The sequence below is a fragment of the Variovorax paradoxus genome, from assembly GCF_030815975.1.
GTDB lineage: Bacteria > Pseudomonadota > Gammaproteobacteria > Burkholderiales > Burkholderiaceae_C > Variovorax > Variovorax paradoxus_N.
Genome location: NZ_JAUSXL010000002.1, coordinates 1934172 through 1958651, shown reverse-complemented (window position 1 = coordinate 1958651; position 24480 = coordinate 1934172). Strand labels below are relative to the sequence as shown.

29 protein-coding genes are annotated in these 24480 nt (G+C 67.4%); 13 read left to right on the top strand and 16 right to left on the bottom strand.

Annotation, left to right across the window (positions count from 1 at the left end):
* Positions 1-105 precede the first annotated feature (105 nt).
* Both QFZ47_RS13015 and QFZ47_RS13010 read left to right on the top strand, forming a co-directional pair.
* Complete coding sequence (locus QFZ47_RS13015; RefSeq protein ID WP_307656021.1) at positions 106-333, top strand: hypothetical protein; 228 nt, start codon at positions 106-108, stop codon at positions 331-333.
* A gap of 55 nt (positions 334-388) precedes the next feature.
* On the top strand, positions 389-1027 hold the full coding sequence (locus QFZ47_RS13010) for a GDSL-type esterase/lipase family protein (RefSeq protein WP_307656020.1): 639 nt from the start codon (positions 389-391) through the stop codon (positions 1025-1027).
* A gap of 9 nt (positions 1028-1036) precedes the next feature.
* Here the strand turns inward: QFZ47_RS13010 and QFZ47_RS13005 are convergent, their stop codons facing one another.
* The 4 genes from QFZ47_RS13005 to QFZ47_RS12990 all read right to left on the bottom strand — a co-directional run bounded on the left by QFZ47_RS13005 (position 1037) and on the right by QFZ47_RS12990 (position 3413).
* Entirely contained in the window at positions 1037-1555 is a 519-nt protein-coding gene (locus tag QFZ47_RS13005; protein WP_307656019.1) for a class IV adenylate cyclase, read from the bottom strand.
* Positions 1556-1922: 367 nt separating this feature from the next.
* The gene (locus QFZ47_RS13000) at positions 1923-2288 is read right to left on the bottom strand and encodes a hypothetical protein (RefSeq protein ID WP_307656018.1); all 366 of its coding nucleotides are present in this window, start codon (positions 2286-2288) and stop codon (positions 1923-1925) included.
* Positions 2285-2893, bottom strand: coding sequence for a cob(I)yrinic acid a,c-diamide adenosyltransferase (locus QFZ47_RS12995; RefSeq protein WP_307656017.1), 609 nt, complete (start codon positions 2891-2893; stop codon positions 2285-2287). The genes QFZ47_RS13000 and QFZ47_RS12995 overlap by 4 nt, the downstream gene beginning before the upstream one ends.
* 13 nt (positions 2894-2906) lie before the next feature.
* Complete coding sequence (locus QFZ47_RS12990) at positions 2907-3413, bottom strand: DinB family protein (RefSeq protein WP_307656016.1); 507 nt, start codon at positions 3411-3413, stop codon at positions 2907-2909.
* An 87-nt stretch (positions 3414-3500) separates the two neighbouring features.
* Between QFZ47_RS12990 and QFZ47_RS12985 the strand changes: the two genes are divergently transcribed.
* Positions 3501-4925: an FAD-binding oxidoreductase gene (locus QFZ47_RS12985; RefSeq protein WP_307656015.1), complete on the top strand. Its 1425-nt coding sequence runs from the start codon at positions 3501-3503 to the stop codon at positions 4923-4925.
* An 80-nt stretch (positions 4926-5005) separates the two neighbouring features.
* On the opposite strand, the gene QFZ47_RS12980 is transcribed toward QFZ47_RS12985, so the two are convergent.
* The 8 genes from QFZ47_RS12980 to QFZ47_RS12945 form a co-directional block, all read right to left on the bottom strand.
* Complete coding sequence (locus QFZ47_RS12980; protein WP_307656014.1) at positions 5006-5905, bottom strand: CsgG/HfaB family protein; 900 nt, start codon at positions 5903-5905, stop codon at positions 5006-5008.
* A 114-nt stretch (positions 5906-6019) separates the two neighbouring features.
* Positions 6020-6967 (bottom strand): ParB/RepB/Spo0J family partition protein, encoded by a 948-nt coding sequence (locus tag QFZ47_RS12975; protein ID WP_307656013.1) that lies wholly within the window; start codon positions 6965-6967, stop codon positions 6020-6022.
* A complete protein-coding gene (locus QFZ47_RS12970; RefSeq protein WP_307656012.1) occupies positions 6967-7512 on the bottom strand; it encodes an RBBP9/YdeN family alpha/beta hydrolase in 546 nt (181 codons plus the stop codon). Before QFZ47_RS12970 ends, QFZ47_RS12975 begins: the two co-directional genes overlap by 1 nt.
* A gap of 39 nt (positions 7513-7551) precedes the next feature.
* Positions 7552-8463, bottom strand: coding sequence for a ParA family protein (locus QFZ47_RS12965; RefSeq protein WP_307656011.1), 912 nt, complete (start codon positions 8461-8463; stop codon positions 7552-7554).
* A gap of 7 nt (positions 8464-8470) precedes the next feature.
* Positions 8471-9085, bottom strand: coding sequence for a LysE family transporter (locus tag QFZ47_RS12960; protein WP_307656010.1), 615 nt, complete (start codon positions 9083-9085; stop codon positions 8471-8473).
* 115 nt (positions 9086-9200) lie between these two features.
* Complete coding sequence (gene rsmG / locus QFZ47_RS12955; RefSeq protein WP_307656009.1) at positions 9201-9842, bottom strand: 16S rRNA (guanine(527)-N(7))-methyltransferase RsmG; 642 nt, start codon at positions 9840-9842, stop codon at positions 9201-9203.
* Between the two features lie 64 nt (positions 9843-9906).
* Positions 9907-11865, bottom strand: a complete 1959-nt coding sequence (gene mnmG, locus QFZ47_RS12950; protein ID WP_307656008.1) for a tRNA uridine-5-carboxymethylaminomethyl(34) synthesis enzyme MnmG — start codon at positions 11863-11865, stop codon at positions 9907-9909.
* Between the two features lie 331 nt (positions 11866-12196).
* A complete protein-coding gene (locus QFZ47_RS12945) occupies positions 12197-12382 on the bottom strand; it encodes a DUF1328 family protein (protein ID WP_307656007.1) in 186 nt (61 codons plus the stop codon).
* A gap of 190 nt (positions 12383-12572) precedes the next feature.
* Here QFZ47_RS12945 and gstA point away from each other — a divergent pair, with 190 nt between their 5' ends.
* From gstA to QFZ47_RS12925, 4 genes are all read left to right on the top strand, one after another.
* Entirely contained in the window at positions 12573-13181 is a 609-nt protein-coding gene (gene gstA / locus QFZ47_RS12940; protein ID WP_307656006.1) for a glutathione transferase GstA, read from the top strand.
* Between the two features lie 145 nt (positions 13182-13326).
* Positions 13327-14430 (top strand): alkene reductase, encoded by a 1104-nt coding sequence (locus QFZ47_RS12935; RefSeq protein ID WP_307656005.1) that lies wholly within the window; start codon positions 13327-13329, stop codon positions 14428-14430.
* A 66-nt stretch (positions 14431-14496) separates the two neighbouring features.
* Positions 14497-14727, top strand: a complete 231-nt coding sequence (locus QFZ47_RS12930) for a RidA family protein (protein WP_307656004.1) — start codon at positions 14497-14499, stop codon at positions 14725-14727.
* The gene (locus tag QFZ47_RS12925; protein WP_307656003.1) at positions 14724-15044 is read left to right on the top strand and encodes a hypothetical protein; all 321 of its coding nucleotides are present in this window, start codon (positions 14724-14726) and stop codon (positions 15042-15044) included. The genes QFZ47_RS12930 and QFZ47_RS12925 overlap by 4 nt, the downstream gene beginning before the upstream one ends.
* 13 nt (positions 15045-15057) lie before the next feature.
* Here the strand turns inward: QFZ47_RS12925 and QFZ47_RS12920 are convergent, their stop codons facing one another.
* Positions 15058-16509 (bottom strand): sensor histidine kinase, encoded by a 1452-nt coding sequence (locus QFZ47_RS12920; protein ID WP_307656002.1) that lies wholly within the window; start codon positions 16507-16509, stop codon positions 15058-15060.
* Positions 16506-17195: a response regulator transcription factor gene (locus tag QFZ47_RS12915; protein WP_307656001.1), complete on the bottom strand. Its 690-nt coding sequence runs from the start codon at positions 17193-17195 to the stop codon at positions 16506-16508. Before QFZ47_RS12915 ends, QFZ47_RS12920 begins: the two co-directional genes overlap by 4 nt.
* A gap of 142 nt (positions 17196-17337) precedes the next feature.
* Between QFZ47_RS12915 and QFZ47_RS12910 the strand changes: the two genes are divergently transcribed.
* From QFZ47_RS12910 to QFZ47_RS12895, 4 genes are all read left to right on the top strand, one after another.
* Positions 17338-18216, top strand: coding sequence for an alpha/beta hydrolase (locus tag QFZ47_RS12910; RefSeq protein WP_307656000.1), 879 nt, complete (start codon positions 17338-17340; stop codon positions 18214-18216).
* A gap of 20 nt (positions 18217-18236) precedes the next feature.
* The gene (locus QFZ47_RS12905; protein ID WP_307655999.1) at positions 18237-18542 is read left to right on the top strand and encodes an acyl carrier protein; all 306 of its coding nucleotides are present in this window, start codon (positions 18237-18239) and stop codon (positions 18540-18542) included.
* Positions 18539-19777, top strand: a complete 1239-nt coding sequence (locus tag QFZ47_RS12900; protein ID WP_307655998.1) for a beta-ketoacyl-[acyl-carrier-protein] synthase family protein — start codon at positions 18539-18541, stop codon at positions 19775-19777. The genes QFZ47_RS12905 and QFZ47_RS12900 overlap by 4 nt, the downstream gene beginning before the upstream one ends.
* Before the next feature lie 62 nt (positions 19778-19839).
* The gene (locus tag QFZ47_RS12895) at positions 19840-20322 is read left to right on the top strand and encodes a GNAT family N-acetyltransferase (RefSeq protein ID WP_307655997.1); all 483 of its coding nucleotides are present in this window, start codon (positions 19840-19842) and stop codon (positions 20320-20322) included.
* A gap of 16 nt (positions 20323-20338) precedes the next feature.
* Here the strand turns inward: QFZ47_RS12895 and QFZ47_RS12890 are convergent, their stop codons facing one another.
* The gene (locus tag QFZ47_RS12890; protein ID WP_307655996.1) at positions 20339-22549 is read right to left on the bottom strand and encodes a heavy metal translocating P-type ATPase; all 2211 of its coding nucleotides are present in this window, start codon (positions 22547-22549) and stop codon (positions 20339-20341) included.
* 236 nt (positions 22550-22785) lie between these two features.
* Between QFZ47_RS12890 and QFZ47_RS12885 the strand changes: the two genes are divergently transcribed.
* Both QFZ47_RS12885 and cueR read left to right on the top strand, forming a co-directional pair.
* The gene (locus QFZ47_RS12885; protein WP_307655995.1) at positions 22786-22980 is read left to right on the top strand and encodes a heavy-metal-associated domain-containing protein; all 195 of its coding nucleotides are present in this window, start codon (positions 22786-22788) and stop codon (positions 22978-22980) included.
* On the top strand, positions 22977-23381 hold the full coding sequence (cueR, locus tag QFZ47_RS12880; protein WP_307655994.1) for a Cu(I)-responsive transcriptional regulator: 405 nt from the start codon (positions 22977-22979) through the stop codon (positions 23379-23381). The genes QFZ47_RS12885 and cueR overlap by 4 nt, the downstream gene beginning before the upstream one ends.
* Positions 23382-23513: 132 nt before the next feature.
* Here the strand turns inward: cueR and QFZ47_RS12875 are convergent, their stop codons facing one another.
* Entirely contained in the window at positions 23514-24461 is a 948-nt protein-coding gene (locus QFZ47_RS12875) for a YcjF family protein (RefSeq protein WP_307655993.1), read from the bottom strand.
* Between the last annotated feature and the right edge of the window lie 19 nt (positions 24462-24480).

Sequence of the window (24480 nt, the reverse complement as noted above, 5' to 3'; positions counted from 1 at the left end):
CATTGTCAGCGGCGCTTGTGTCTGCCTCGCGCGCATCAGGTCGCGGTCAGGTGAAATCAGGTAAGTGCTGGTATCGGGGCGGCGTGTTGTCCGACCGTGGCGACAATGGGCCTGCAAACCATTCAAGGCGTGGAGGCGCCATCCATCAACATGCGTGACAAGATCATTGGCGCCATCGGCATCGTGTGGGGCGGGGGCATGCTCCTGAGGTGGTTCATGTCGGGCCCGCCTGCTGGAATCGGCGGCTATCAAGGCGGCCAGACCGCGGTTGCTTTGCTGGGCGCCGTCATGCTGGTTGCCGGCCTGTACCGCTTCTTCAAACGTCCTGACTGAGCGAAGGCGCAAGCACACGCTTCCTGTGCCGATTGCCTTTAAGCTCGCGCGCAGCATGAAGCGACGACACCTCCTCCACCTGCTCGCCGGCGTGCCCGCGGCCGCCCTCGTGGCCGCCTGCGGCAAGCGCAAACCCTCCGCCGCCGCGCTGAAATCCGATGCCCGCGTGCTGGCGCTGGGCGACAGCCTGACCTTCGGCTACGGCGCACCGCCCGAAGCCGCCTGGCCCGTGAAACTGGGCGAGCTCACGGGCTGGCAGATCGAGAACGCGGGCCTCAATGGCGACACCTCGGCCGGGGCGCTGGAGCGCCTGCCTTCGCTGCTGGCCGCGGGCAGCTACGACGCGGTCCTGATCGGCATCGGCGGCAACGACATGCTGCGTGGCGTCTCGCCCGCGGCCACGCGCGACAATCTCGCGGCCCTTGTCAGCCAGGCGCGCGCACACACGCCCCACGTCGCGCTGCTGGCCACGCCCTCGCCCGACGCGATGCGCGCGGCTGTCGGTTCGCTCAGCGACGCGCTGTTCTACGAGGAGGTTGCGAAGTCGGGGCAGGCGCTGCTCGTCGCCAATGTGTATTCGAGCGTGCTGTCGGACGCATCGCTGCGCTCCGACCGCATCCATGCCAATGCCGAGGGCTATGCGCGGGTCGCGCAGCAGCTCGCCGACCAACCCAAGGCCGCGGGCTGGCGCTGACGATGAGGCTCAGGCGGCTCGCAGCAAATCGACGTAAGCGCCCTGCACGAGCTGGTCGGATGCAATGCCCAGCTGCGCCATGAGCGCATGCGCCTCGGCCATGCCGGCCTCGGCGGACTCGCCCTCTTTCAGCACCGCCTCGAGTTCGAGAAATTCGCCGAGGCCCTCCACGCGGTCGAGGTGCACGCGCGTGCGGCCCACGATGAACAGCCGGCGCTGCTTGCGCACGCGGCCAGCCTGGCCCCAGGCAAGCGTGAGCGATTCGCGCAAGGTGTCGGGCGTGGTGGTGGGCGAGATCAGGTAGAACGATTCCTTCGGACCGCTGCTGTTCGCGCGGCGATAGAAGATCAGCTCGGCACGGTCGGGCGCGAAGGTGCGCAGCTTGAGGCGGTCGGCGCTGTTGTCGCAGCGAAAGAACGTGTCTTCCTGCGCGATTTCGAACGGGCCTGAATCGGCGAGCTCTGCGGCAATGAGCGCCACGCGTTCCACGCTGTCGATGCGGGCCTTGATTTCTATGTTTCTTGCCATCTTGGTCTGTGGTTTCGCCGTGTGTTGTGGGTCGCTTGTGTTCGGGCGCTCTTGTTCAGGGCGCGTGCACAGGCCACCGGGTGCTCCCCTCCGCGAATGTCCCCCGGCCTGCGGCCTCCTCCTTGATTTCGCTGCGGGCAGCACCCGATGCCCTGTGCACCTGGACACGCTGTGGGTGTACCGCTGATCAACGACCGCTCTGCATAACGATCCCGCTGATGGGGTGCCTTGCGCAGCGAAATAAAGGAGGAGCCCGAAGGGCGGGGGACATTCGCGGAGCAAGGTACCCCGTCGGCGGGATCGCGCCCCGAACAGCAGCGCCTCACGAACAACGCAAAAAACCGAAGCCGGTCCCGCCGTGACTCGCTCAGGGCGCGTTGCCCTGCGGCCCCACAGGCGGCGGCGCGGTGCGGCCGCTGGAACCGGGGGCCAGCTTGCGCCCGAAGGACTCGCCTACCCTGCGCACGGGCCGGCTGGCTTTTTCCGAAACATTGTTGACGCCGCGCCGCGTCGCGTCCTCGGCGCGGTCGATGCCGCGGCCGGCGGCATTGGTGCCGCGCTGCACGTTGTTCACAACCTTGCTGTCACGCGGCGGCGGCTTGAGCGTGTGCGCGGGCTGCGCCTTGGGTGGGTTGTCGGAGCTCTGCGCGTGAACGGCAACAGCAGACAGCAGCAGGAGCGCCGTGCTGCCCGCGGCCAGCGTGAATGCATGGGTGAACGTCTTCTTCGTCATGATGGGCTTCCTTCTTCGTCGTTGGGCTCGGCGGCGTCTGCCGCCGCTGCCGTGCGCGCCATGCGTTCGCTCTTCCAGTAAACATCATCGCCGCCGTTCATCCGGTTGAGCACGCGCGCGAGCACGAAGAGCAGGTCGCTGAGCCGGTTGAGATACTGGCGCAGTGCGTCGTTGAGTTCGGCCGTCGCGCCGAGCGCCACCACGGCGCGTTCGGCCCGGCGTGCCACCGTGCGGCACACGTGCGCCTGCGAGGCTGCGCGCGTGCCCGCGGGCAGGATGAATTCGGCCAGGCGCGGCAAGGCGGCGTTGTGCTCGGCCAGCGCGTTGTCCAGCTGCAGCAGCGCATCGGCCTTCAACAGCGTGTAGCCCGGCATCGAAAGCTCGCCGCCCAGATTGAAGAGCTGGTGCTGCACGTCGACCAGCAGCTCGCGCACGGGCTCCGGCATGGGCTCGCACAGCAGCAGGCCGATCTGCGAGTTGAGCTCGTCCACGTCGCCCATGGCGTGCACGCGCAGGTGGTCCTTGGGCACGCGGGTGTTGTCGCCAAGGCCGGTGGTGCCGTCGTCGCCGGTGCGGGTGGCGATCTGCGAGAGTCGGTTGCCCATGGGTGTTCCTGGTTTATGCGGCGATGGCGGCCTTCGACGCGTCGATCTTGCCGGCCAGCCATTGCAGACCCGCCAGATGCTGCTGGTCGTGGCTGCAGAGGTAGTGAATGAGGCTGCGCATCGTGAGCGGTCCATACCCTTCGAACACGGCCGTGCGCGCAAGTTGCACGTCCGTCAGGTTCGAGACGATGTCCATGGTCCGGCCGCGCGCGATGCGGAATTCAGCCAGCACCCTTGGCGCGTCGGCCATGCCATAGGCGCGCGCAATGGCCAGCGGCTCGCTGTCGATCGAGGCAAGCGTCGGGTGGCTTTCTTCGAGCGTGCGGCGAAAGCGCACGTGGTAGCCCTCGACCTCGATGTCGCGCACATGGCAGAGCTGTTCGATGGCCGTGAAAGCCTCGCTGGGCACGCCCTCCCACGAGGTTGGCGCCCAATGCCGGAAGGCATCGGGAATGGCCGCATAGTGGGCTTCGAGCTGCGAAGGGAATGCGGCGAGCGCAGCGAGGGTCGTGGGGTTCATGGCTTTTTCCGAAGCGCATTATGGTGCCCGCTCCGTAAAATGGCCGAACAGAGCCCCCGCCCCCCTTTCACCCCCAGGAGACGCCCGATGAACGCCCCGACCCAAACTTCGCACCTGCTGCCGGAGCTTCATCTGCGCGATGTGCCCGACAGCCTGATCGACGGGTTGAAAGCGCGCTTCGGCAGCAACTGTTCCACGGCCATGGCCGTGCGCACGCAGCATGGCCGCGACGAGTCCTCGTTCGACGCGCCGCCCCCTTCGGCCGTGGTGTTTGCCGAAAGCACGCAGGACGTGGCCGACGCTGTGAAGCTCGCGGGCGCGCACAGCGTGCCGGTCATTCCCTTCGGCGTGGGCTCGTCGCTCGAAGGCCACCTGCTGGCGGTGCAAGGCGGCATCAGCATCGATGTATCGCGCATGAACCGCGTGCTGTCGGTCAACGCCGACGACCTCACGGTCACGGTGCAGCCAGGCGTCACGCGCAAGCAGCTCAACGACGAAATCAAGAGCACGGGCTTGTTCTTCCCGATCGACCCGGGCGCGGACGCCTCCATCGGCGGCATGACCGCCACGCGCGCGAGCGGCACGAACGCCGTGCGCTACGGCACCATGCGCGAGAACGTGCTGGCGCTCGAAGTGGTCACCGCCAGCGGCGAGGTCATCCGCACCGGCACGCGCGCGAAGAAATCTTCCGCCGGCTACGACCTCACGCGCCTCATGGTGGGCAGCGAAGGCACGCTGGGCGTGGTCACCGAAGTCACGCTGCGCATCTATCCGCTGCCCGAGGCGGTGTCGGCCGCGATCTGCTCGTTCCCGAGCATCGAGGCGGCAGTGCGCACCACCATCGAGACCATCCAACTCGGCGTGCCGATCGCGCGCGTGGAGCTGATCGACGTGAACACGGTGCGCATGGTGAATACGTATGCCAAGCTCAACCTGCGCGAAGAGCCGATGCTGCTGATGGAATTCCACGGCTCGCCGGCCGGCGTGAAAGAGCAGGCCGAGACGGTGCAGGAACTGGCGAGCGGCCACGGCGGCAACGCCTTCGAATGGGCCAGCACGCCGGAAGAGCGCACGCGCCTGTGGACCGCGCGGCACAACGCCTACTTTGCGGCCGTGCAGTCGCGCCCCGGCTGCCGCGTGATCTCGACCGACACCTGCGTGCCCATTTCGCGCCTGGCCGACTGCCTGCTCGACTCCGTGGCCGAGGCCGATGCCAGCGGCATCCCCTACTTCCTGGTCGGCCACGTGGGCGACGGCAATTTCCACTTCGGCTACCTGCTCGACCCGAACATTCCCGAAGAGCGCGTGAAGGCCGAGGCGCTGAACCACGCACTCGTGAGCCGCGCACTGGCGCTCGAAGGCACCTGCACCGGCGAGCACGGCGTGGGGCTGCACAAGATGGACTTCCTGGTGACGGAAGCGGGCGTGGGCGCGATCGACATGATGCGCACGATCAAGCGCGCGCTCGATCCGAAGAACATCATGAACCCTGGGAAGATCTTCGCGCTTTGATCCGTTCAGGAAGGCGCCCATGAAAAAGCCCGGCGGCTCGCGAGAGCCCCGGGCTTTTTTGCCGTTGAGTGCGCCTTGTCTTACTTGCGGCGGCGTGCGGGTGCCGGCTGCTCGGCCGGCACATAGGTCTGCGACGGTGCAGCGCCGCCATCCACGCCCAGGCGGCCACCGCCGCCGAGGCCCTGGCCGCGCACCGTCTGCGCCTTGTAGCTGCGCAGCGAACGGACCATCTGGTTGAAGGCGTCCATGAAGGCTGCGGCAATCACCTTGCCCTGCGCCGTGTTGGTGTAGCCACCCAGGCCGCCACCGGCACTGCGGCCGGCCAGGGCACCGAAGGCGCCGAAATCGGTCTTGGAGGCGCTGCCTTCGGAGGCCGCGACCTGCACGCCCGAGCGGTTGTCGATGAGCGTCAGCAGTGCGCTGGCTTCCTTGGTCTGCATGCTCCCGCCGACGGCCGCCAGGGCGCGGCCCCGGCCGCCACCCACCAAGCCGCCCAGCGCACCGCCGATGCCGCCGGCATCGCTGTTGCTGAACACGATCTCGGGCGACAGGCCGTAATCGGAAGCCACCATCTGGCCGCGGCCGAAGTTGCTGCCGCCGCGCATTTCGCCCGACTGCATGAGCGCGCGCTCGCGCGTCATGGCGTTCATGCCGGCCGCGCCGCGCTCCACCACGACGAAGCAGTTCGACTGCTGCACCAGCAAACGCAGCAGGTTGGCCGTGGGCGGCAGGCGGTATTCGCCGGTGAGGATGGTGTACCAGCCGGAATTCACGTTCTCGATCAGCGAGACGGTGCCCAGCGGCGATTCGCAGCGCTCGAGCTGGCTGCTTTCACCGGCGGTGGCAGAACCCGCGGCGCTGCCGGTGGCCATGGTCTTGGCCGACTGGCTGCCCATCTGCATATCGGTGGTCGCGCAACCGGCCAGCAGCAGCGCGCCCGCAGCCACGGCCGCGGCAGGAAACCTTGTCGTGAACTTCATGGTGAACTCCCTCTCCTCTTGTCGAGATCTGATGTTGAAAACGTCAGCGGCGAGGATACGCGTAAAAGATTGCAAGAATCAATCAAGCGAAGGGCCGGGCAAGCGGCCTGGCGGCTATGCCGTTCGGCGGATGCGTTCGATCAGTCCGTTGAGTGCCTCGATGGAGCCGAAGTGGATGGCCAGCTCTCCGCTTTCCTCCACCTTGCCGCCGCGCTTGCTGCGCTTCTTGATGCGGACCTCGACCTCGGCGGTCAGCAGGTCGGCCAGTTCTTCTTCCACGCGCTGCAGATCGCGCGACTTCTCGCCGTCATTGCTGCGGCGCGACGGCGTGAGAGTGAACTCGGCCGCGAGCCTTTTCACCAGCGCTTCGGCCTCGCGCACCGACATCTTCTTGGCGGCGATCTGGTTGGCGGCGGTGATCTGCGTGCCGCGGTCCAGCGAGAGCAGCGCGCGCGCATGGCCCATGTCGATGTCGCCCGCCATCAGCATCTGCTGCGCCGGCTCGGCCAGGTTCAGCAGGCGCAGCAGGTTGCTTGCCGCGCTGCGCGACCGTCCCACGGCCTGTGCGGCTGCTTCGTGAGTGAGCCCAAACTCTGAGACCAGGCGTTGCAGGCCCTGGGCTTCTTCGAGCGGATTGAGGTCTTCGCGCTGGATATTCTCGATCAGCGACATGGCCGCCGCGGCCTCGTTGGGCACATCGCGCACCAGCACCGGCACGCGGTCCAGGCCTGCAAGCTTGGCGGCGCGGAAGCGGCGCTCGCCCGCGATGATTTCGTATTCGGCGTTCTTGGCGGCGGCCGACTGCGCGTCGAGCCGGCGCACCAGGATCGGCTGCATGATGCCCTGCGCCTTGATGCTTTCGGCCAGCTCGTACAGCGCGCCTTCGTCCATGCGGGTGCGCGGCTGGTAGACGCCGGCCACCATCTCCTCGAGCATCAGCGTGTTGGGATTCTGCGCAGCGGCGCCCTCTTCCGTTCCAGCGTGGTCGGCGGCCGGCGCGGCCGTCGGGCCGAGCAACGCTTCGAGGCCGCGTCCCAGGCCCTTGGGTTTCTTGGTCGCCATCAGTGCTTGTCTTTCGAGATTTCGTTCAACAGTTGCCGGCCCCGGGGCCAGTCGCCCAGGCCGGATTCGGCGTTCAGGTGGCCACCCACGCCTGCGTCGACAAAGCGCGCACCCCAATCGGCCGCCATCTGTCTTGAGCGCGCGGCATCGCAATAGGGATCGTCGTTGGCGGCAATCAGCACCGAGGGAAACGGCAGCGGCTTGCGCACGATCGGCGCCCACCCCGGAATGAGCTGGCGCAGGTCGTCGCGCTCGACGTCACCGGGCGCGACCAGAAGCGCACCCAGCACCTTGTGCGTGTTGCGTGAATGCGCGGCCCAGGCCGCGACGAGGATGCATCCCAGGCTGTGCGCCGCCAGAACCACGGGGCCCGGCGCTGCGAGCACCTCTTCCTCGAGCCGCGCGGACCAGTCGCCGCGCAGCGGCCGCATCCAGTCATGCTGCTCGACGCGGTGGTCGCCGTAGATCGACTCCCAGCGAGTTTGCCAATGGCCAAGATCGCTGTTCTGCCAGCCCGGCAGCAGGAGGATGCGGGAAATTGTCATGAGGTACGAAGTTGATGGCGCAAGGTCCGCGGCGGACCGTCAAAGGCTTTTTTCGCTGGTGGGGCCGGCCGCTGGTGACAGCACGTCCTCGGGAATGACCAGGTTGGGCGGCGCGACCGGCCCGACCGGCGCAATGGGGGGCGCAACGGCACCGGATGCGAACGCGCTGGCGGGCGGCAGCTTCTCGACCAGTTCCCTGGCAAAGGCAACGAAGGCCTGGCTGCCGCGGGCGGCCGGATCGAACACCACGCCCGGCAGGCCATAGCTCGGCGCTTCGGCCAACCGCACGTTGCGCGGAATCACGGTGTCGAACACCTTGTCGCCGAAATGGGACTTGAGTTGCTCGCTGACCTGCTGCTGCAGCGTGATGCGCGGATCGAACATCACGCGCAGCAGGCCGATGATCTGCAGGTTCTTGTTGAGATTGGCATGCACCTGCTTGATGGTGTTGACCAGGTCGGTCAGCCCTTCGAGCGCGAAGTACTCGCACTGCATCGGCACGATCACGCCATGGGCGGCGCACAGGCCATTGAGCGTGAGCAGGCTCAGGCTCGGCGGGCAGTCGATCAGCACGAAGTCGTACTCGGCGCCCACCGCCGCGAGTGCCGTGCGCAGGCGCTTTTCGCGGCGGTCGAGCGCCACCATTTCGACTTCGGCCCCGGCCAGTTCGCGATTGGCGCCCAGCACGTCGTAGCCGCAGCCGTTCTCCACCAGCTTGTCGGCCTTGACGCGCGCCTCGGCCACGGAAGCCGACTCGAGCAACACGTCATACACCGTGAGCTCCAGCTGGCGCTTGTCGATGCCCGAACCCATGGTGGCATTGCCCTGGGGATCGAGGTCGATCATCAGCACCCGCTGGCCCACCTTGGCCAGTCCGGCGGCAAGGTTGACGGTGGTGGTGGTCTTGCCGACGCCGCCCTTTTGATTGGCAATGCAGAAAATCTTGGCCATATGAGGATCAGCGGGAAATGGCGAGCTTGATGCCGAAGGCAATCAAAAAGACGCCCGCGAGCTTTTCGAGCGTGCCCGAGATGCGCGGATTGGCGCGGATGCGCTCGGCCAGAAAGTGCGTGAGCAGCGTCGAAGTCAGGCCGTAGAGGAAGGTCAGCACGGCAATCGTCACCGCCATGGCGCCGAAAGTGGCCAGGCCCTGGTGGCGAGCGGGGTCGACGAACAGCGGGAAAAAAGCCATGTAGAACACAATGGCCTTCGGGTTCAGCAAGGTGATCGCGAGCGCTTGGCGCAGGAAGTGGCTGGGGCGGATGTTGAGGATGGGTGCCGCGCCGGGCTTAGCCAGCAGCATCTTGGCGCCCAGCCATGCCAGGTAGGCCGCGCCCAGCCACTGCACGGCCTTGAATGCTGCCGGATAGGCGGCCAGCACGGCCGCCACGCCCGCCACTGCGGCCCACATCAGGAACTGGTCGCCGATGATCACACCGAATGTTGCTGCCAGCCCGCCTCGGATTCCGCCTTTGCCGGTCGAAGTGATCAACGCGAGGTTGCCCGGACCGGGAATCAGGAGAAAGAGGACGATGGCGGCGACGAATGCGCCGTAATCAGCAATGCCGAACATGGGATTTGCCTCGAAGAAGAGAGCCAGGGGGAGGCATCGAGTCTAAGCGAGGCCGGCCTCGTGCAGACCGTCGGGCATCGGCTTTCACCGGCGCCGCGGCTTCTTTTTTGACGTTTCAGGCGGCTTCTTTGCGCGCCCAGATGATGCAGCGCTCGGCGTCCAGGCCGGGAACAGTCAATTGTTCCACGTGAAACACTGCGATACCCTGGGGCAAGACAGCGAGTTCATCGGTGGGCACTTTGCCCTTCATGGCCAGCCAGACACCGCCCGGTGCAAGCAGGTGCTGCGACCCGTTGAAGAAATCAGGCAGCGAAGCGAAAGCTCGGGAGCTGATGACTTCATAGCTGCCCGTCAGGGATTCGACGCGTGCGTGCAGGCCGCGCAGATTGGGCAGTTCGAGCTCGGCAGCCACCTGTTGGACGAAGGCTGCCTTCTTGGCGACGGCATCGAGGCAGCTCACTTCAAGGTCTGGCCGCATGATGGCGATCACGACACCCGGCAGGCCGCCCCCGGACCCGACATCGAGCAGCCTGCCCTTCCCCGCCCATTCGCGCTGCAGCGGCGCCACCGCTGCCAGGCTGTCGAGCAGATGGTGCGTCAGCACGCTGGCCGGATCGCGCAGCGCCGTGAGGTTGTAGACCTTGTTCCACTTGAGCATCAGCGTGCCATAGGCCAGCAACCGCTCCGCTTGCTGATCGGACAAGGCCGTGCCCAGGGCTGCCGCGCCTTGGCGCAGCGTGTCGATGGGCGCGGTCATTGGTGCACCCTTGGCGCTGCACGCCTTCCCGCCAAGCAGGAGCGAGCTTGCCTCCGCATGGCGCTCATTGGATGGGCCGCGATTCTTCGGCGGTTTCCGTGGCAGCGTCGCGGTTGAATGCCTTGTGGCCGCCTTTTCGCAGATGGATCATCAGCAGCGAGATTGCGGCAGGGGTGACGCCGGAGATCCGTGACGCCAGGCCCAGCGTCTCTGGCCGGTGCTTGTCGAGCTTCTGGCGAACCTCGAAGCTCAGCGCCTTGACTTGGCTGTAGTCGAAGTCGGCGGGCAGGCGCAGGTTCTCGAAATGCGCGGCACGCTCCACTTCGTCGTGCTGGCGTTCGATGTAGCCGGAGTACTTGGCCGAGATTTCGATCTGCTCGATTTCGGTTTCACTGAGCGCCGACGTTGTGCTGTACTTCCCACCGTCCAGCGACATCAGCGTTTGGTAGTTCACATCCGGCCGGCGCAGGAGGTCGGCCAGGTTGTACTCGTGCTCGATGGCCTTGCCAAGCACACGCTCCGACTCGGTCGCCGGCAGGTTGCGCGGGTTCACCCAGATCGACTTGAGTCGTTGTGTTTCACGTGAAACAGTGTCGCGCTTGCGGCTGAATGCATCCCAGCGTGCATCGTCCACCAAGCCCAGCTTGCGCCCTGCTTCGGTCAGGCGCATGTCGGCGTTGTCCTCGCGCAGCTGCAGCCGGAATTCGGCCCGGCTGGTGAACATTCGGTAGGGCTCGGTCACGCCCTTGGTGATCAGGTCGTCGACCAGCACGCCCAGGTAGGCCTCGTCGCGGCGCGGCAGCCAGGTTTCCTCGCCACGGCACTGGAGTGCAGCGTTGATGCCGGCAAACAGACCCTGGGCCGCGGCCTCTTCGTAGCCGGTGGTGCCGTTGATCTGCCCGGCAAAGAACAGGCCCTTGATCGACCGGGTTTCGAAGCTGCTCTTGAGTTCGCGCGGATCGAAATAGTCGTACTCGATGGCATAGCCCGGCCGCAGGATGTGTGCGTTCTCCAGCCCGGGCATCGAGCGCACGAGCTGGTACTGGATGTCGAACGGCAGGCTGGTCGAGATCCCGTTCGGGTAGTACTCGTTGGTCGTCAGGCCTTCGGGCTCAAGAAAGATCTGGTGGCTTTCCTTGTCGGCAAAGCGGTTGATCTTGTCTTCGACGCTCGGGCAATAGCGCGGCCCCACGCCGTCGATCTTGCCCGTGAACATCGGGCTGCGGTCGAAGCCCGAGCGAATGATGTCATGCGTGCGCGCGTTGGTGTGGGTGATCCAGCACGGCATCTGCTGCGGATGCATCTCGGCCTTGCCCATGAAGCTGAACACCGGCATCGGCCCTGCCCCGCCCGGCATGCCGTCGCCCGGCTGTTCGGTGCACTTCGAAAAATCGATGCTCCGGCCGTCGAGACGCGGAGGCGTACCGGTCTTCAGGCGCCCCTGCGGCAGCTTCAATTCCTTGAGCCGCGCCGACAGGCTGATGGCCGGCGGATCGCCTGCGCGCCCGGCCTGGTAGTTGTCGAGGCCCACATGAATGCGGCCGTCCAGAAAAGTCCCGGCGGTGAGCACCACGGTCCGCGCGCGAAAGGCGATGCCGACCTGCGTGACGGCGCCGACCACGCGGTCGCCCTCCACCATCAGGTCATCGACCGCCTGTTGGAACAGGCTCAGGTTGGGCTGGTTCTCCAGGCGATGGCGGATCGCCGCCTTGTACAGCACGCGATCGGCCTGCGCGCGCGTGGCGCGCACGGCCGGACCCTTGCTCGAGTTGAGAATTCGAAACTGGATGCCCGCTTCGTCGGTGGCAATCGCCATGGCGCCGCCCAACGCATCGACCTCTTTCACGAGGTGGCCCTTGCCGATTCCGCCGATCGAGGGGTTGCAGCTCATCTGCCCCAGCGTCTCGATGTTGTGGGAGAGCAGCAGCGTCTTGGCGCCCATGCGGGCAGCCGCAAGCGCGGCCTCGGTGCCAGCGTGGCCACCGCCGACGACGATTACGTCGAATTCTTCGGGATAGAGCATTTGAAAGAGGGGCGCGCTGCTGACGCGTGCGCTGCGCAAAGGGGCACCGATTTTAATCGGGGGTGCCGGTTTGCGCCCGAAATGCGGACATTAGGGTCAATGCGCCCACATCATCTCGAGCTGACGGTCAATCCCTCTTCTGCATTGAATAGTTTGCTATTAAATTAATAGCAAATGTGCGCACGTCAGGCGTGCCGCCGGCGCGACCGATGTTCAGGAAGCTGCCAATGCGTTTGCGTGACGAGCAGCACGCGCACCACGCGATGGGCCGGGCTCTGCAGCAGCAGGCCGAGCGGCCGCGGCCGAGGCCAGACGGATACCGGGCGGTGCATCAATCGATGGCCTTTTTCGCGGCGCCAATCCCCAGTGCCGCCAGCACCACGAACAGCACTGCCAGGACCAGGAACAGCCCGAACAGCAGCTTCGCAATACCCGCTGCGCCCGCGGCAATGCCGCCGAAACCAAGCACGGCGGCCACCAACGAGATCACGGCAAAAATGATTGCGTACTTCAACATCTGAAACTCCTTGCAGCGGGGCTTCACCCACTGTGCGCAGGGGAGCTTAGAAACCCGCCCTGGCCGGCCCGATAGTCGACCCGCGCGAGCGGCCGTAGGACAAACGCGCAGCCCACAAACCCGCTAGCATGCCCCTCGGTCCATGGATCGATTTCCGCTATCCATATCCCTACATTGGAGATTTCTTCGCATGAAGCTGTATTACTCGCCCGGTGCCTGCTCCCTTTCGCCCCACATCGCGCTGCGCGAGGCAGGCATTGCCTTCGAACCGGTGCTGGCCAGCACCAAGACCCACAAGCTGCAGGACGGCACCGACTACTACGGCATCAACCCGCTGGGCTACGTGCCCATGCTCGAGCTCGACGACGGCACCCGCCTGCGCGAAGGCCCGGCCATCGTGCAGTACATCGCCGACATGGCACCCACCAAGAACCTTGCGCCAGCCGCCGGCACGCTGCAGCGCTATCGCCTGCAGGAGTGGCTGACCTTTATCGGCACCGAGATGCACAAGGGCTACAGCCCGCTGTTCAACCCGAACATGCCCGAAGAAGCCAAGACCATCTTCAAGAGCAAGCTCAAGTCGCGCTATGAATGGCTCGATGGCCAGCTGGCCGACAAGCCCTACCTGATGGGCGACCAGTTCAGCGTGGCCGACGGCTACCTGTTCACCGTCACCAACTGGGCCAAGTCCACGGGCGTCGACATCTCGGACTTCTCCAACCTCCAGGCCTGGCACGCGCGCGTGGCCGCCCGTCCGGCTGTTCAGGACGCAATGAAGGCCGAAGGCCTCCTGAAGTAAGAAGAAGCCCGAGGAAGACGGCAAGAGCTGAGCTGCCAGGCAACCGGCCGTGAACGCCTAGCAGCAAACGGACAACCGTGCGGCAGCGGGTTTGACTGCGCAGGTTTAGCCTCGCCGCTCCTGTTCCACTCTTTGCGTCTTCGCCATGCCCTCCCTTTTCGATCCCGTACAGGCCGGTGACCTGCAGCTTGCCAACCGCGTCGTGATGGCGCCGCTCACGCGCAACCGCTCGCCCAATGCAATTCCCCAGGACATTGCGGCGACCTATTACGCGCAGCGCGCCTCGGCCGGGCTGCTCATCACCGAAGCCACGGCCATCAGCCACCAGGGCCAGGGCTATGCCGACGTGCCGGGCCTCTACGGCACCGAGCAGCTCGATGCCTGGAAGCGCGTGACCGATGCGGTGCATGCCCGGGGCGGCAAGATCGTGGTGCAGCTGTGGCACGTGGGCCGCGTTTCGCACACCGAACTGCAGCCCGGCGGCGGCAAGCCTGTCGCGCCCTCGGCCATCACCGCCAGGACCAAGACCGTGCTCATCAAGGACGGCGTGCCGACCTTCGTCGAAACCTCCGAGCCGCGCGCGCTCGACGCCGAAGAACTGCCCGGCATCGTCCACGCCTATGCGGCCGCCGCGCGCAATGCGGTGGAAAGCGCCGGCTTTGACGGCGTGGAACTGCATGGCGCCAACGGCTACCTGCTCGACCAGTTCCTGAAGGACGGCAGCAACAAGCGCAGCGACGACTACGGCGGCAGCATCGAGAACCGCGCCCGCCTGCTGCTGGAAGCCACCCGCGCCGTGGTCGACGCGGTCGGCGGCGGCAAAACCGGCATCCGCCTGTCGCCGGTCACGCCGGCCAACGACGCGCACGACGCCGATCCGCAGCCACTCTTCACCTACGTGGTGAAGCAGCTCGCCCCGCTCGGCCTGGCCTACATCCACATCATCGAAGGCGCCACCGGCGGCCCGCGCGAGATCGAGGACCGTCCCTTCGACTACGAAGCGCTCAAGGCCGCCTACCGCCAGGCCGGCGGCAAGGGCGCATGGATGGTCAACAACGGCTACGACAAGCCGCTGGCGGACCAAGCCGTCAAGGAAGGCGACGACCTCGTGGCGTTCGGCAAGCCCTTCATCGCCAACCCCGACCTGGTGCGCCGCCTGCGCGAGAACGCACCGCTCAACGAAGTCGACAAGGCCACGATGTACGGCGGCGGCACCAAGGGCTACACGGACTATCCCGCGCTGGACTGAGTTCGCAGCGCACGCAGGCCATGGCAAGATGCGGCCGCGCATCAGCCTGCACCGGAGAGAAACGCCATGGCCCGCATCGAACAGCGACTCGCAACCCTCGGCCTTGTGCTGCCGCCGCGGGTCGCGCCGCCGCCCGGCGTGGTACTGCCCTTCGACTTCGTGCGCCTCGTCGGGCGCCGCGCCATCGTGTCGGGGCACGGCCCGCTGAATGCCGATGGCAGCATTGCCAAGCCGCTCGGCAAGCCGGGCCGCGAGCTGACGGTCGAGATCGAAGGCGAAGTGGAGTTCGGCACGTGAGCCACGACGCCGCATGGACTCTCCGCCGCGCCGGCGCGAACGACGCGGCATCCGTTGGCGCCTGCGCCGCCGAGGCCTTTCGCCACTACATTCCGCGCCTCGGCCTCACGCCGATTCCAATGACCAGGGACTACGGCGCGGCCATCGCGAATGCGCAGGTCTGGGTCGCCACGCAGCAGGGCGAGACCGAGAAGATGACCGAGAACCGCGCGCTCTACGAGCGCATCGGCTATGTCGAATACAAGCGCCTCGCATTCGAAACGCGCACCCGCGTGTTCCTTCGCAAGCAGCTGAAGGCTGCGGACGTGATCCGATGAGCGCCGCGCCCGGTCATCCGCGCCGCGTCGAAGCCGCGCCGCCCGAATCGGCAGCCGCCATCGGACCCATCGGACGGATCTCCGCGAAGGTCACGCTCACCCGCAGTCCCGCGGGCTCGGCCGCATCGAGCCGCAGTTCGGCGCCCAGCAGTTCCGCATAGCGCGCCACGATCGACAGCCCCAGGCCCGAGCCCTGCCCCAGCTTCTGGCCCGCAGGGCCCTGCGCCCAGCGCTGCATCAGGTCGCGCTGCGCTTCCAGCGGAATGCCGGGGCCGTCGTCGATCACGCTCAGGGTGCGGCCCGCCAGCTCGACGGTGATGGTGCGTCCGCCGTAGCGCAGCGCGTTGTCGATCAGGTTGTCGAGAATGCCTTCGACCAGTGCTTCGTTCGCCAGCACCGTCACGCGCTCGTCGAGGCCGCGCGCACCCAGGTCGACGCCGTGCGTGTCGGCGCGGGCCAGGTGCCGCAGCACCGTCTGCTCGGCCAGCAGGTCGAGCCGCACCGGTTCGCGCGCCAGGCCGGTGCGCGCCTCGTCGGCGAGCGCGAGCGCCAGCAGCTGGTCGATCAGGTGGCTCGCGCGGGCCTGGCGTTCGGCCACGCGCGCGAGCTGCTCGCGCCACACGGTGGAATCGTGCTGCGCCAGCCCGTATTCGGCCAGTGCGCGGATGCCCGCCAGCGGCGTGCGCAGCTCGTGCGCCACGTTGCCCACGAATTCGCGCTGCGCACGCACGCTCTGGTTCAGGCGGTCGAACAGCGCATTGACCGCATTGCCCAGGCGCTGCACTTCGCGCGAGGTGCGGACCACCGCGACCGGCGAGAGGTCGTACACATCGCGGCGGTCCAGCGCCTGCTGGAGTTCGCCGAGCGGGCGCAGATCGCTGCGAATGCCATGCCAGAGCCATACGGCCAGCAATATCAGCAGCAGCACCTGTGGTGCCAGCGCATAGCCGAGCAGCCGCTGCACCAGCGCCGCGCGGCTCAATGTGGTCTGCGCGATCACCACCCGGTAGGGCATCGGCGCGCCGGGCTCGGTGACGGGCTCGAGCACCACGGCGCGCAGCACCTTGCCGTCGAAGTTGACGTCCGAGAAGCGGTAGCGCGCATCGCCCGTGGGCAGCGGCGCATTCAGGCCCGGCTGCCCCGAGATCAGCGTGCCGTCGAGCCGCTGCACCGCGAAATAGATCTTGTCGACCTGGTCGAACAGCACCGTCGCCACTTCGCGCGGCGTGAGCAAGAGCTCGATGCCGCGCTCGCCCGCCTGCACGTTGGCCGAGAGCGCATAGGCATCGTCGAGCATGGCGCGGTCGAAGGCCTGCTCGGAAAAATAATTGGCAATGACCAGCGCGATCACCGCGCCCACCATCCACGTGAGCGCCAGCGGCACCAGCACGTTGCGCAGCACGCGCCGCGTGAGCGAAGGCGCTGCCTTCGGTGGCCCAGGCGCGTCCGGCGGCGTGCGGCTCACACTTCGGCTTCGAGCAGGTAGCCGATGCCGCGCAGCGTGCGGATGCTCGCGCCCGAACCGGCCAGCTTCTTGCGCAGCCGGGAGATGAAGGCCTCCAGCGCGTTGTCGCCCAGCGATTCGTCGAAGCTCGAGAGCTTGTCGGACAGCGCCCGCTTGCTCACCGTGCGGCCCGGCGGGCTCATCAGCTCCCACAGCACTTCGAACTCGCGCGCCGGCAGGTCGAGCGGCCCGCTTGCAGTGGAAAAGCGGCGCGCCTTGCGGTCGAGCTTGAGCTGGCCCAGCAGCACGATGTCTTCGGTGCCCTTGGCCCGCCGCACCAGTGCGCGCAGCCGCGCCTCCACTTCGGCCAGGTCGAAGGGCTTGCCGAGGTAGTCGTCGGCGCCGGCATCGAGGCCCGCGATGCGCTCCTCGGTGCGGCCGCGCGCCGTCAGCACCAGCACCGGCGTGCGGTCGCCGCGGGCACGCGCCTGGCGCAAGGCGTTGAGGCCGCTCGCCAGGCCGCTGGTCGGGCTTGCCGTAGCCGGCAGGTTCAGGTCGAGCAGCACCGCATCGAAGGGCTGCACGCGCCAGAGGTGGTCGGCGTCCTCGACGTTGGTCGACACGTCGACCCGATGGCCGGCATCCGCGAGGCTGCGCAGCATCACGTCGCGCAGCACGGCATCGTCTTCGACAAGCAGGATTCGCATGGTGTGTGTGTTGGTTTGAAGTGCCTATTCTTGCGCGGGGAAGGGTCAGCGGCCGGTCAGCACACCCCGGCGATAAACACGCCATGAGCATACGACAGCAACCTGCGGCGCGGGTCTCTTTCCAGGCCTTCGCGACAACGCGATGAGCGCCCGCGATCCCTCCGATCTTCTGAGCGTGGTGCACCCCGCGGTGCGGCGCACGGCCGTCGTGCTGCTGCACGGTTTATGCAGCACACCTGACGAGCTCCTGACCGTGCAGTCGGCCTTGCGCACCAGCGGGTATTCGGTGCATCCGATGCGTGTCGACGGCTACTCCTTCGATGCCGCTGCGCCAGTGCAGCAGGTCCTGCCCTACGAACGCTGGATCGACGCCATCGCGGCGCGGGTCGAAGCGCTGCGCACAGAGCACGAGCGCGTGATGCTGGTGGGCATCTCGGCCGGCTCGTCGCTTGCGCTCGGCGCGGCCATCCGCTGCGGCAGCGCCGTCGATGCGCTGGTGCTGATGTCGACCACGCTGCGCTTCGATGGCTGGGCCGTGCCGCGAACGCAACTGCTGCTGCCGCTGGCCTTCTACACGCCGCTCGGACGGTTCTGGCAATACCGCGAGCGCGCGCCCTACGGCGTGAAGAACGAACGCGTGCGTGCCTGGATCGAGCGCGAGCTGCGCCATCGCAAGGTGTCGAGCGCCGGCAGCGCGGTGATCGGCGTGGGCCACCTGCGCGAGCACGACCGGCTGATCCGCCATGTGAAGCGCAACCTCCATCGCGTGCAATGCGGCAGCGTGCTCGCGCTGCATGCGCGCGAGGACGAAGTGGCCAGCGTGGCCAACCTCGGCATCCTGGCGCGCGGGCTTCGCTGCCGCTCCTTCCGAAGCGTGGTGCTCGCCAACAGCTATCACATGATCACGATCGACAACGACCGCCACCAGGTGGTGCGCGAAACCTCTGCCTTCGCCGATGCCGTGGCCCATGGCACGCCCGACGCCATCGACGCCCTGTCCGCGCGCTCCCTTGCCGCCTGACGCCTGAAAGAAAGCACGCCATGCCCTCTTCCTCTTCTTCCTCCTCCCTGGCTTCGCCCGTCTTCAACAGCATCGCGGCCATCCTGGTGAACCAGTTCGATGTGGCGCGCGACGCCATCGCGCCCGATGTGGCCCTGTCCGGGCTCGGCCTCGATTCGCTTTCGCTGATGGAATTCGTGTTCGCGGTGGAAGACGCCTTCCATCTGCGCCTGCCCGAAGACCGGCTCGATCCGCGCGAGGCCGGCATCACGCTCGGCCACCTGTGCGAGGCGATCGAGGCCCAGATCGACTGCAAGCTCGATTCGCCGATGGCTGCGCAGGCGTGAGCGGCGCGCGCATTCACGTCACCGGCATCGGCTTCGTCACGCCACTGGGCAGCACCGTCGAATCGTTCGACGATGCGCTCTTCAACGGCCGTTCCGCGGTGCGCGCGCGAGCGCTCGAGATCAAAGGCCTTGATCCGATCGAACTTGCCGTGGCCGACTGCGATTTCGACGCGGCCGCCGTGCGCAGCAATTCGCGCCTGCCGCTCGATCGAGGCACCGCCATGGCGCTCGCGGCCGCGCGCGATGCCGCCGCGCAGGCGGGCCTGGAGGCCGGCAGCATCGACCCCGAGCGCCTGGGCATCTTCTGGGGCAGCGGGCTGGCCGGCGCCGGGACCTTCGACGACACCACCCGAGCGCTTTACGGCGAACAGCGCCGCATGCGGCCCACGACCGTGCTCACCGTGATGCCCAACGCGGCGGTGGCAGAGCTCGCACTGCAGTTCGGCGCACAGGGCGCAGCCATTGCGTACGCCTGCGCCTGCGCCTCCTCGGCCGTGGCCATCGGCGAGGCGATGCGCGCCATTCGGGGCGGCTGGATCGACGCGGCCATCGTCGGCGGACACGAGGCCATGCTCACGCCGGGCGTGATGGCCAGTTGGCATGCGATGCGCGTGACGGCACCGCCGCCGCCCGGTGCGCCCGGCAGCGCCTGCCGGCCGTTCTCGAGTGACCGCGCGGGCTTCGCGCTCGGCGAAGGCGCGGCTGCGCTGGTGCTCGAATCCGAGGCGCATGCCAATGCGCGAGGCGCCATTCATGCCTCTTCGCTCTTTCTTGCGGGCTACGCCACCAATTGCGACGCCACGCACATCACCAACCCCGACACGGCCGGCCAGGTGCGCGCCATGCGTGCGGCGCTGCGCGATGCAGGCATCGAGGCCCCGTACGTCGGCCACATCAACGCGCACGGCACCGCCACCACGGCAGGCGATGCGGCCGAAGCGGCGTCCATCCGCGAAGTGTTCGGGCGTGCCACGCCCGTAAGCGCCACCAAGGCCATCCACGGCCATGCGCTGGGCGGCGGCGGCGCCATCGAGCTCGTGGCGGCGCTGCGAACGCTGGCCCACGGGATGCTTCCGCCGACAGCCAACCTGCGGGTGCCCGATGCGGCCTTCGATCTGGACTTCGTGTGCGGCGAGCCGCGCGAAGCGCGCAACCTGCACTACGTGCTTTCCAATTCGTTCGCGTTCGGAGGCACCAACGCCGTGCTGGTCGCGGGCCGCGCCATGGACCGCTGAAGAACGCAGCGAGGGACTGGGTATGCTGGCGCCTTCGTCGCATCCGCAGAAAACCCGTCACCATGCGCAGGCTCGCCACGCCCCAGGACCTCGAAGCGGTCTTCTCCATCTACATGCACGAGCGGGTGGTGCCCTTCCTGGGCTACGACCCGATGTCGCTCGATGAATTCCGCGCCATCTACAAGGAACTGGTCGACAGCCGCAGCTTCTATATCTATGAAGTCGATGGCCGGGTCGCGGGCTTCTACCGCGCGACGCGCTACCCCGGTCGCGTGCGGCACGTGGCCTGCTTCGGCACGCTCGCGGTCGATCCGTCGCTGCATGGCAAGGGCATCGCGCAGGCCATGGTGAGCGATGCCATCGCGAGGCTCAAGCCCGAAGGCGTCAAGCGCATCGAGCTCTACGCCGAAAGCGACAACGCGCCGGGCCTGCGCTTCTACGAGAAGCTGGGCTTCCAATACGAAGGCACCTTGCGCAAGTTCTACAAGCGCGCCGGCGAGGCCGACTACATTGACGACCACCTGCTGGCGCTGCTGATCGACTGAGCCCGCCCGGCAAGGCTCAGGGCTTCCAGCGCCGCAGCAGCAGCGCATTGGCCATCACGCTGACGCTCGACAGCGCCATCGCCGCACCCGCCACCACCGGACTCAACAGCCCGAAGGCGGCCAGCGGAATGCCGGCCACGTTGTAGGCAAAGGCCCAGAACAGGTTCTGCCGGATCTTGGCCACCGTGCGTGCCGAGAGCTCGAGCGCCTCGGCCACGAGCGCGAGGTCGCCGCGCATCAGCGTGATGCCCGCCGCTTCCATCGCCACGTCGGTGCCGCCACCCGCAGGCGCCATGGCAATGCCGACGTCGGCCGCAGCCAGTGCGGGCGCGTCGTTGGCACCATCGCCGATCATCGCGACCACCTGGCCATTCTTCTTCAAGGCGCTGACCTGCGCCGCCTTGTCGGCGGGCAGCACTTCGGCGCGCACGTCCTCAGCGGCAATGCCGAGCCGCGCCGCCATCGCCTGCGCGGCGCGCAGGTTGTCGCCCGAGATCATCACCACGCGCAGGCCGCGTGCATGCAGCGTGCGGATCGCCTGCGCGGCCTCGGGCTTGGGCTCGTCGGCAAAGGCCAGCAGCGCCTGCACCTGGGCAGCGCCCGCCGCGTCGAAGCGCAGCAATGCGGACACGGTGGCACCCTGGGCGTGCAGGCGCTCGACCTGCGCGGCATCGGGCACAACGCCGAGTTCCGCGCACCAGCGCAGGCTCGCAATCGCCCAGGATTCGCCATTCACCAAACCGCGCACGCCGCGGCCCGGCATCGCCTGCATCGCACTCAAGGGCGGCGGCTGCATGCCGCGCCCCGCGGCAGCCGCCATCACGGCGCGCGCCAGCGGATGCTCGCTGCCGCCTTGCAGGCTCGCAGCCGTGGCAAGCAATTCGGCTTCATCGCGGCCGCCTGCCACGGACACGAGCGCCGTGAGCACCGGTCGGCCCACGGTCAGCGTGCCGGTCTTGTCGAAGGCCACGGTGCCGACACGGTGCGCAAGCTCCAATGCACGCGCATCCTTGATGAGAATGCCGCGGCGCGCCGCCACGCCGGTGCCGGCCATCACGGCGACCGGCGTCGCGAGGCCGAGCGCACAAGGGCACGCAATGACCAGCACCGCCACCGCGTGGATCATGGCAACCTCGATGCCAGCGCCCGCGAGCAGCCAACCCGCCAGCGTGGCCAGCGCAATCGCCAGCACCACCGGCACGAACACGGCCGCGACCTGGTCCACCAGCCGCTGGATCGGCGCCTTGGCGGCCTGCGCATCCTCGACCAGGCGGATGATGCGCGCCAGCACGCTCTCGGCGCCGACCGCGCTCACCTCGACCACCATGCGGCCGTCGCCGTTGACCGCACCACCCGTCAGCGCATCGCCGGGCCCCTTCGGCACCGGCAGCGGCTCGCCCGTGAGCATCGATTCGTCGACCTCCGACTGCCCCTCGATCACGCGCGCATCGGCCGGCACGCGTTCGCCCGGGCGCACCGCGAGCCGGTCGCCCAGCATCACCTCGGCCAGCGGCACGTCGCTTTCGCCGCGCGAGCCCACCAGGTGCGCCGTTTCGGGCCGCAGCTGCTGCAGCGCACGGATGGCCGAGGTGGCCTGCCGCTTGGCGCGCGCCTCCAGCCACTTGCCGAGCAGCACCAGCGTGATCACCACGGCCGAGGCCTCGAAATAGAGATGCGGCACGGCGCCATGCTCCGCGTGCGCGCCCGTGGCCGCACGCCACCAGAGCCAGAGCGACAAGCCGAACGCCGCGCTGGTGCCGAGCGCCACCAGCAGATCCATGTTGCCGGTGCCTGCCCTCGCGGCATGCCAGCCCGCACGGTAGAAGCGCGCGCCGAGCCAGAACTGCACCGGCGTCGCCAGCAGCAGCTGCAGCCAGGGCGGCGGCATCCAGTCCTGCCCGAAGGGTTGGCCGAGCATCGGCGCCAAGAGCGGTATCGACAGCAGCAGCCCGATACCCACGGGCCCGAAGCCATGCCAGGGCGACAGCGCAGCCGCCTCGTCGGCCGCGCTGCTTGCCGCGCGCGGTTCGTAGCCGGCGGTACGCACGGCGCGACGCAGGCGAGCGTCCATGTCTTCGCCACCAGCAGCCGTCACCACGCGCGCCGATTCGGTGGCCAGATTCACGCTGACATCCTGCACGCCCGGCACGTTCTTGAGCGCACGCTCCACGCGCATCACGCAGGAGGCGCAGGTCATGCCGCCGACAGAAAGATCCAGGGTGCTCATTGGTGCACCCTTGGCGCTGCGCGCCTTCCCGCCAAGCGGGAGCGAGCTTGCTTGGGGCGGCCCGGCGCGGCGCTCATGAGTTGATGTGGGTTGTGCAGCAGATTTTCCATGCCCCGAGGCTAAAGTCTCACATCATGGCAAGGTCAAGCCGCAATGCGCAGTGTCCCTGTGCTGGACATTGACATCGTGAGAAGGTTAAAACTGGCGGCTTATTTCATTCAACAGGAGTAAGAACGATGAGCCAGAAATTCCAGGTCTCGGGCATGAGCTGCGGCCACTGCGTGAGCGCGGTGCAGAACGCGGTGCAGACGGTGGACCCCGAAGCGCAGGTCACGGTGGATCTTGAAACCGGCCATGTCGATGTGCTGAGCGCGCAGCCGCGCCAGGACATCGTCGCGGCGATCGAGAACGCCGGCTACACGGTTCAATGAGCGGCTTCGGCACCGTCTCCATCGGCGAGGCCGCGCGCCTCTCTGGCGTTTCGGCGCGCATGGTGCGGCACTATGAAGGCCTGGGCCTGCTGCCCGCGGTGGCGCGCACCGAAAGCGGCTATCGGCAATATGGCGATGCCGACATCCACACGCTGCGCTTCATCAAGCGTTCGCGCGATCTCGGTTTCTCGATGGAGGAAATCGCCGAGCTCGTGGGCCTGTGGCACAACCGCCGCCGTGCGAGTGCCAGCGTGAAGCGCATTGCGCAAAAGCACCTGGGCGAACTGGAGCAGCGCATTGCCGACATGCAGTCGATGCGCAGCACGCTCGCGCACCTGGTGCACTGCTGTCACGGGGATGCGCGCCCCGACTGCCCCATCCTCGACGACCTCGCGAAGTAGGTTCTCCCCCAGGCTTCGCGCACTTCGTGTCGCTACGCCCTCCCCCTCGCCGGGGGCAACACCGGTGGCCCGGCGAAGCCGGTTCCACGGTGTTCCTGGAAAAGGGATCAGGTCCCTCTGACAAGCAAAGGATCAGGCTCCTCTGACCAGGGACAGCACTTTTCCGGCATTCAGGGTGCGGGCCTTTTCCTGGATGGCCGGCAGGTACTGGGTCTGCAGGCTCTTGCCTTCTTGCACCACGCCCGAGAAAGTGTCCTTGAGCATTTGCGCGGAGAGTGTGCGGCCGCCGGCGTAGTAGCGCTTGGCCACGTGCCCCAGCGCGTAGGTCGAGGCGAAACTCATGCCCGAGCTCACCGCCTGGTTGCCGAGGCCGCGCAGCAAACCACCGCCCACCTTTCCGAGCAGGCCACCGAGCAGCTTGCGCCCGGCCTGCTCCAAATACTGCGAAGTCAGGCCCACGCCGACCGTGGCCAGGAAATCCTTCACGTGGCCGCTGTCGAGCTCGTAGCCGTAGGCCTTGCCGATGCGATAGACCAGCTTCATCTGCAACGGAATGATCGCCATGGTCGAGAGCGTTTCGGGCAGCAGCTCGAGCGCGCCATTGAGGATGGACGCGTCGAGGATCGACTTGTCGAGTTCGGCGCTGTCGGGCGACAGCCCGGGGACGGGCGCCGCTGTGGCAACCGCGCCGGTGGCCGCCACGGGAACCGCCGCCGCAATGTCCTCCGCCTGCTGCGAGAACTGGGCCGCCGAGGCATCGAGCCCCAGCGAGGTGCGCACGTCCGCCAGGAACATGCGCTCGGCCTCGGACTGCGCGCCGTCCGCATCGCACACGCACACCGCCATCTCGTAGGCCAGCTGCTTCGATTCCGTGCTCTCGAGCTCGCCCGCGACCGAAGCCAGCGAGACGCGCTTCATCAGGACGTCCTGGTAGAGCGTGGGCAGGTTCACGCCGTCGGCCTGCGAAAGGCCTTCGGCAATGCGTTTGATCTCGGCGCGTTCGCGCTCGTGTTTCTCGCCATCGACAAAGGCGGCCAGCAGGCTGAGGGCCACGATGGCCCTGGTTTCGGAAGGTGTCACGTTCGAAATTCCATGGGTT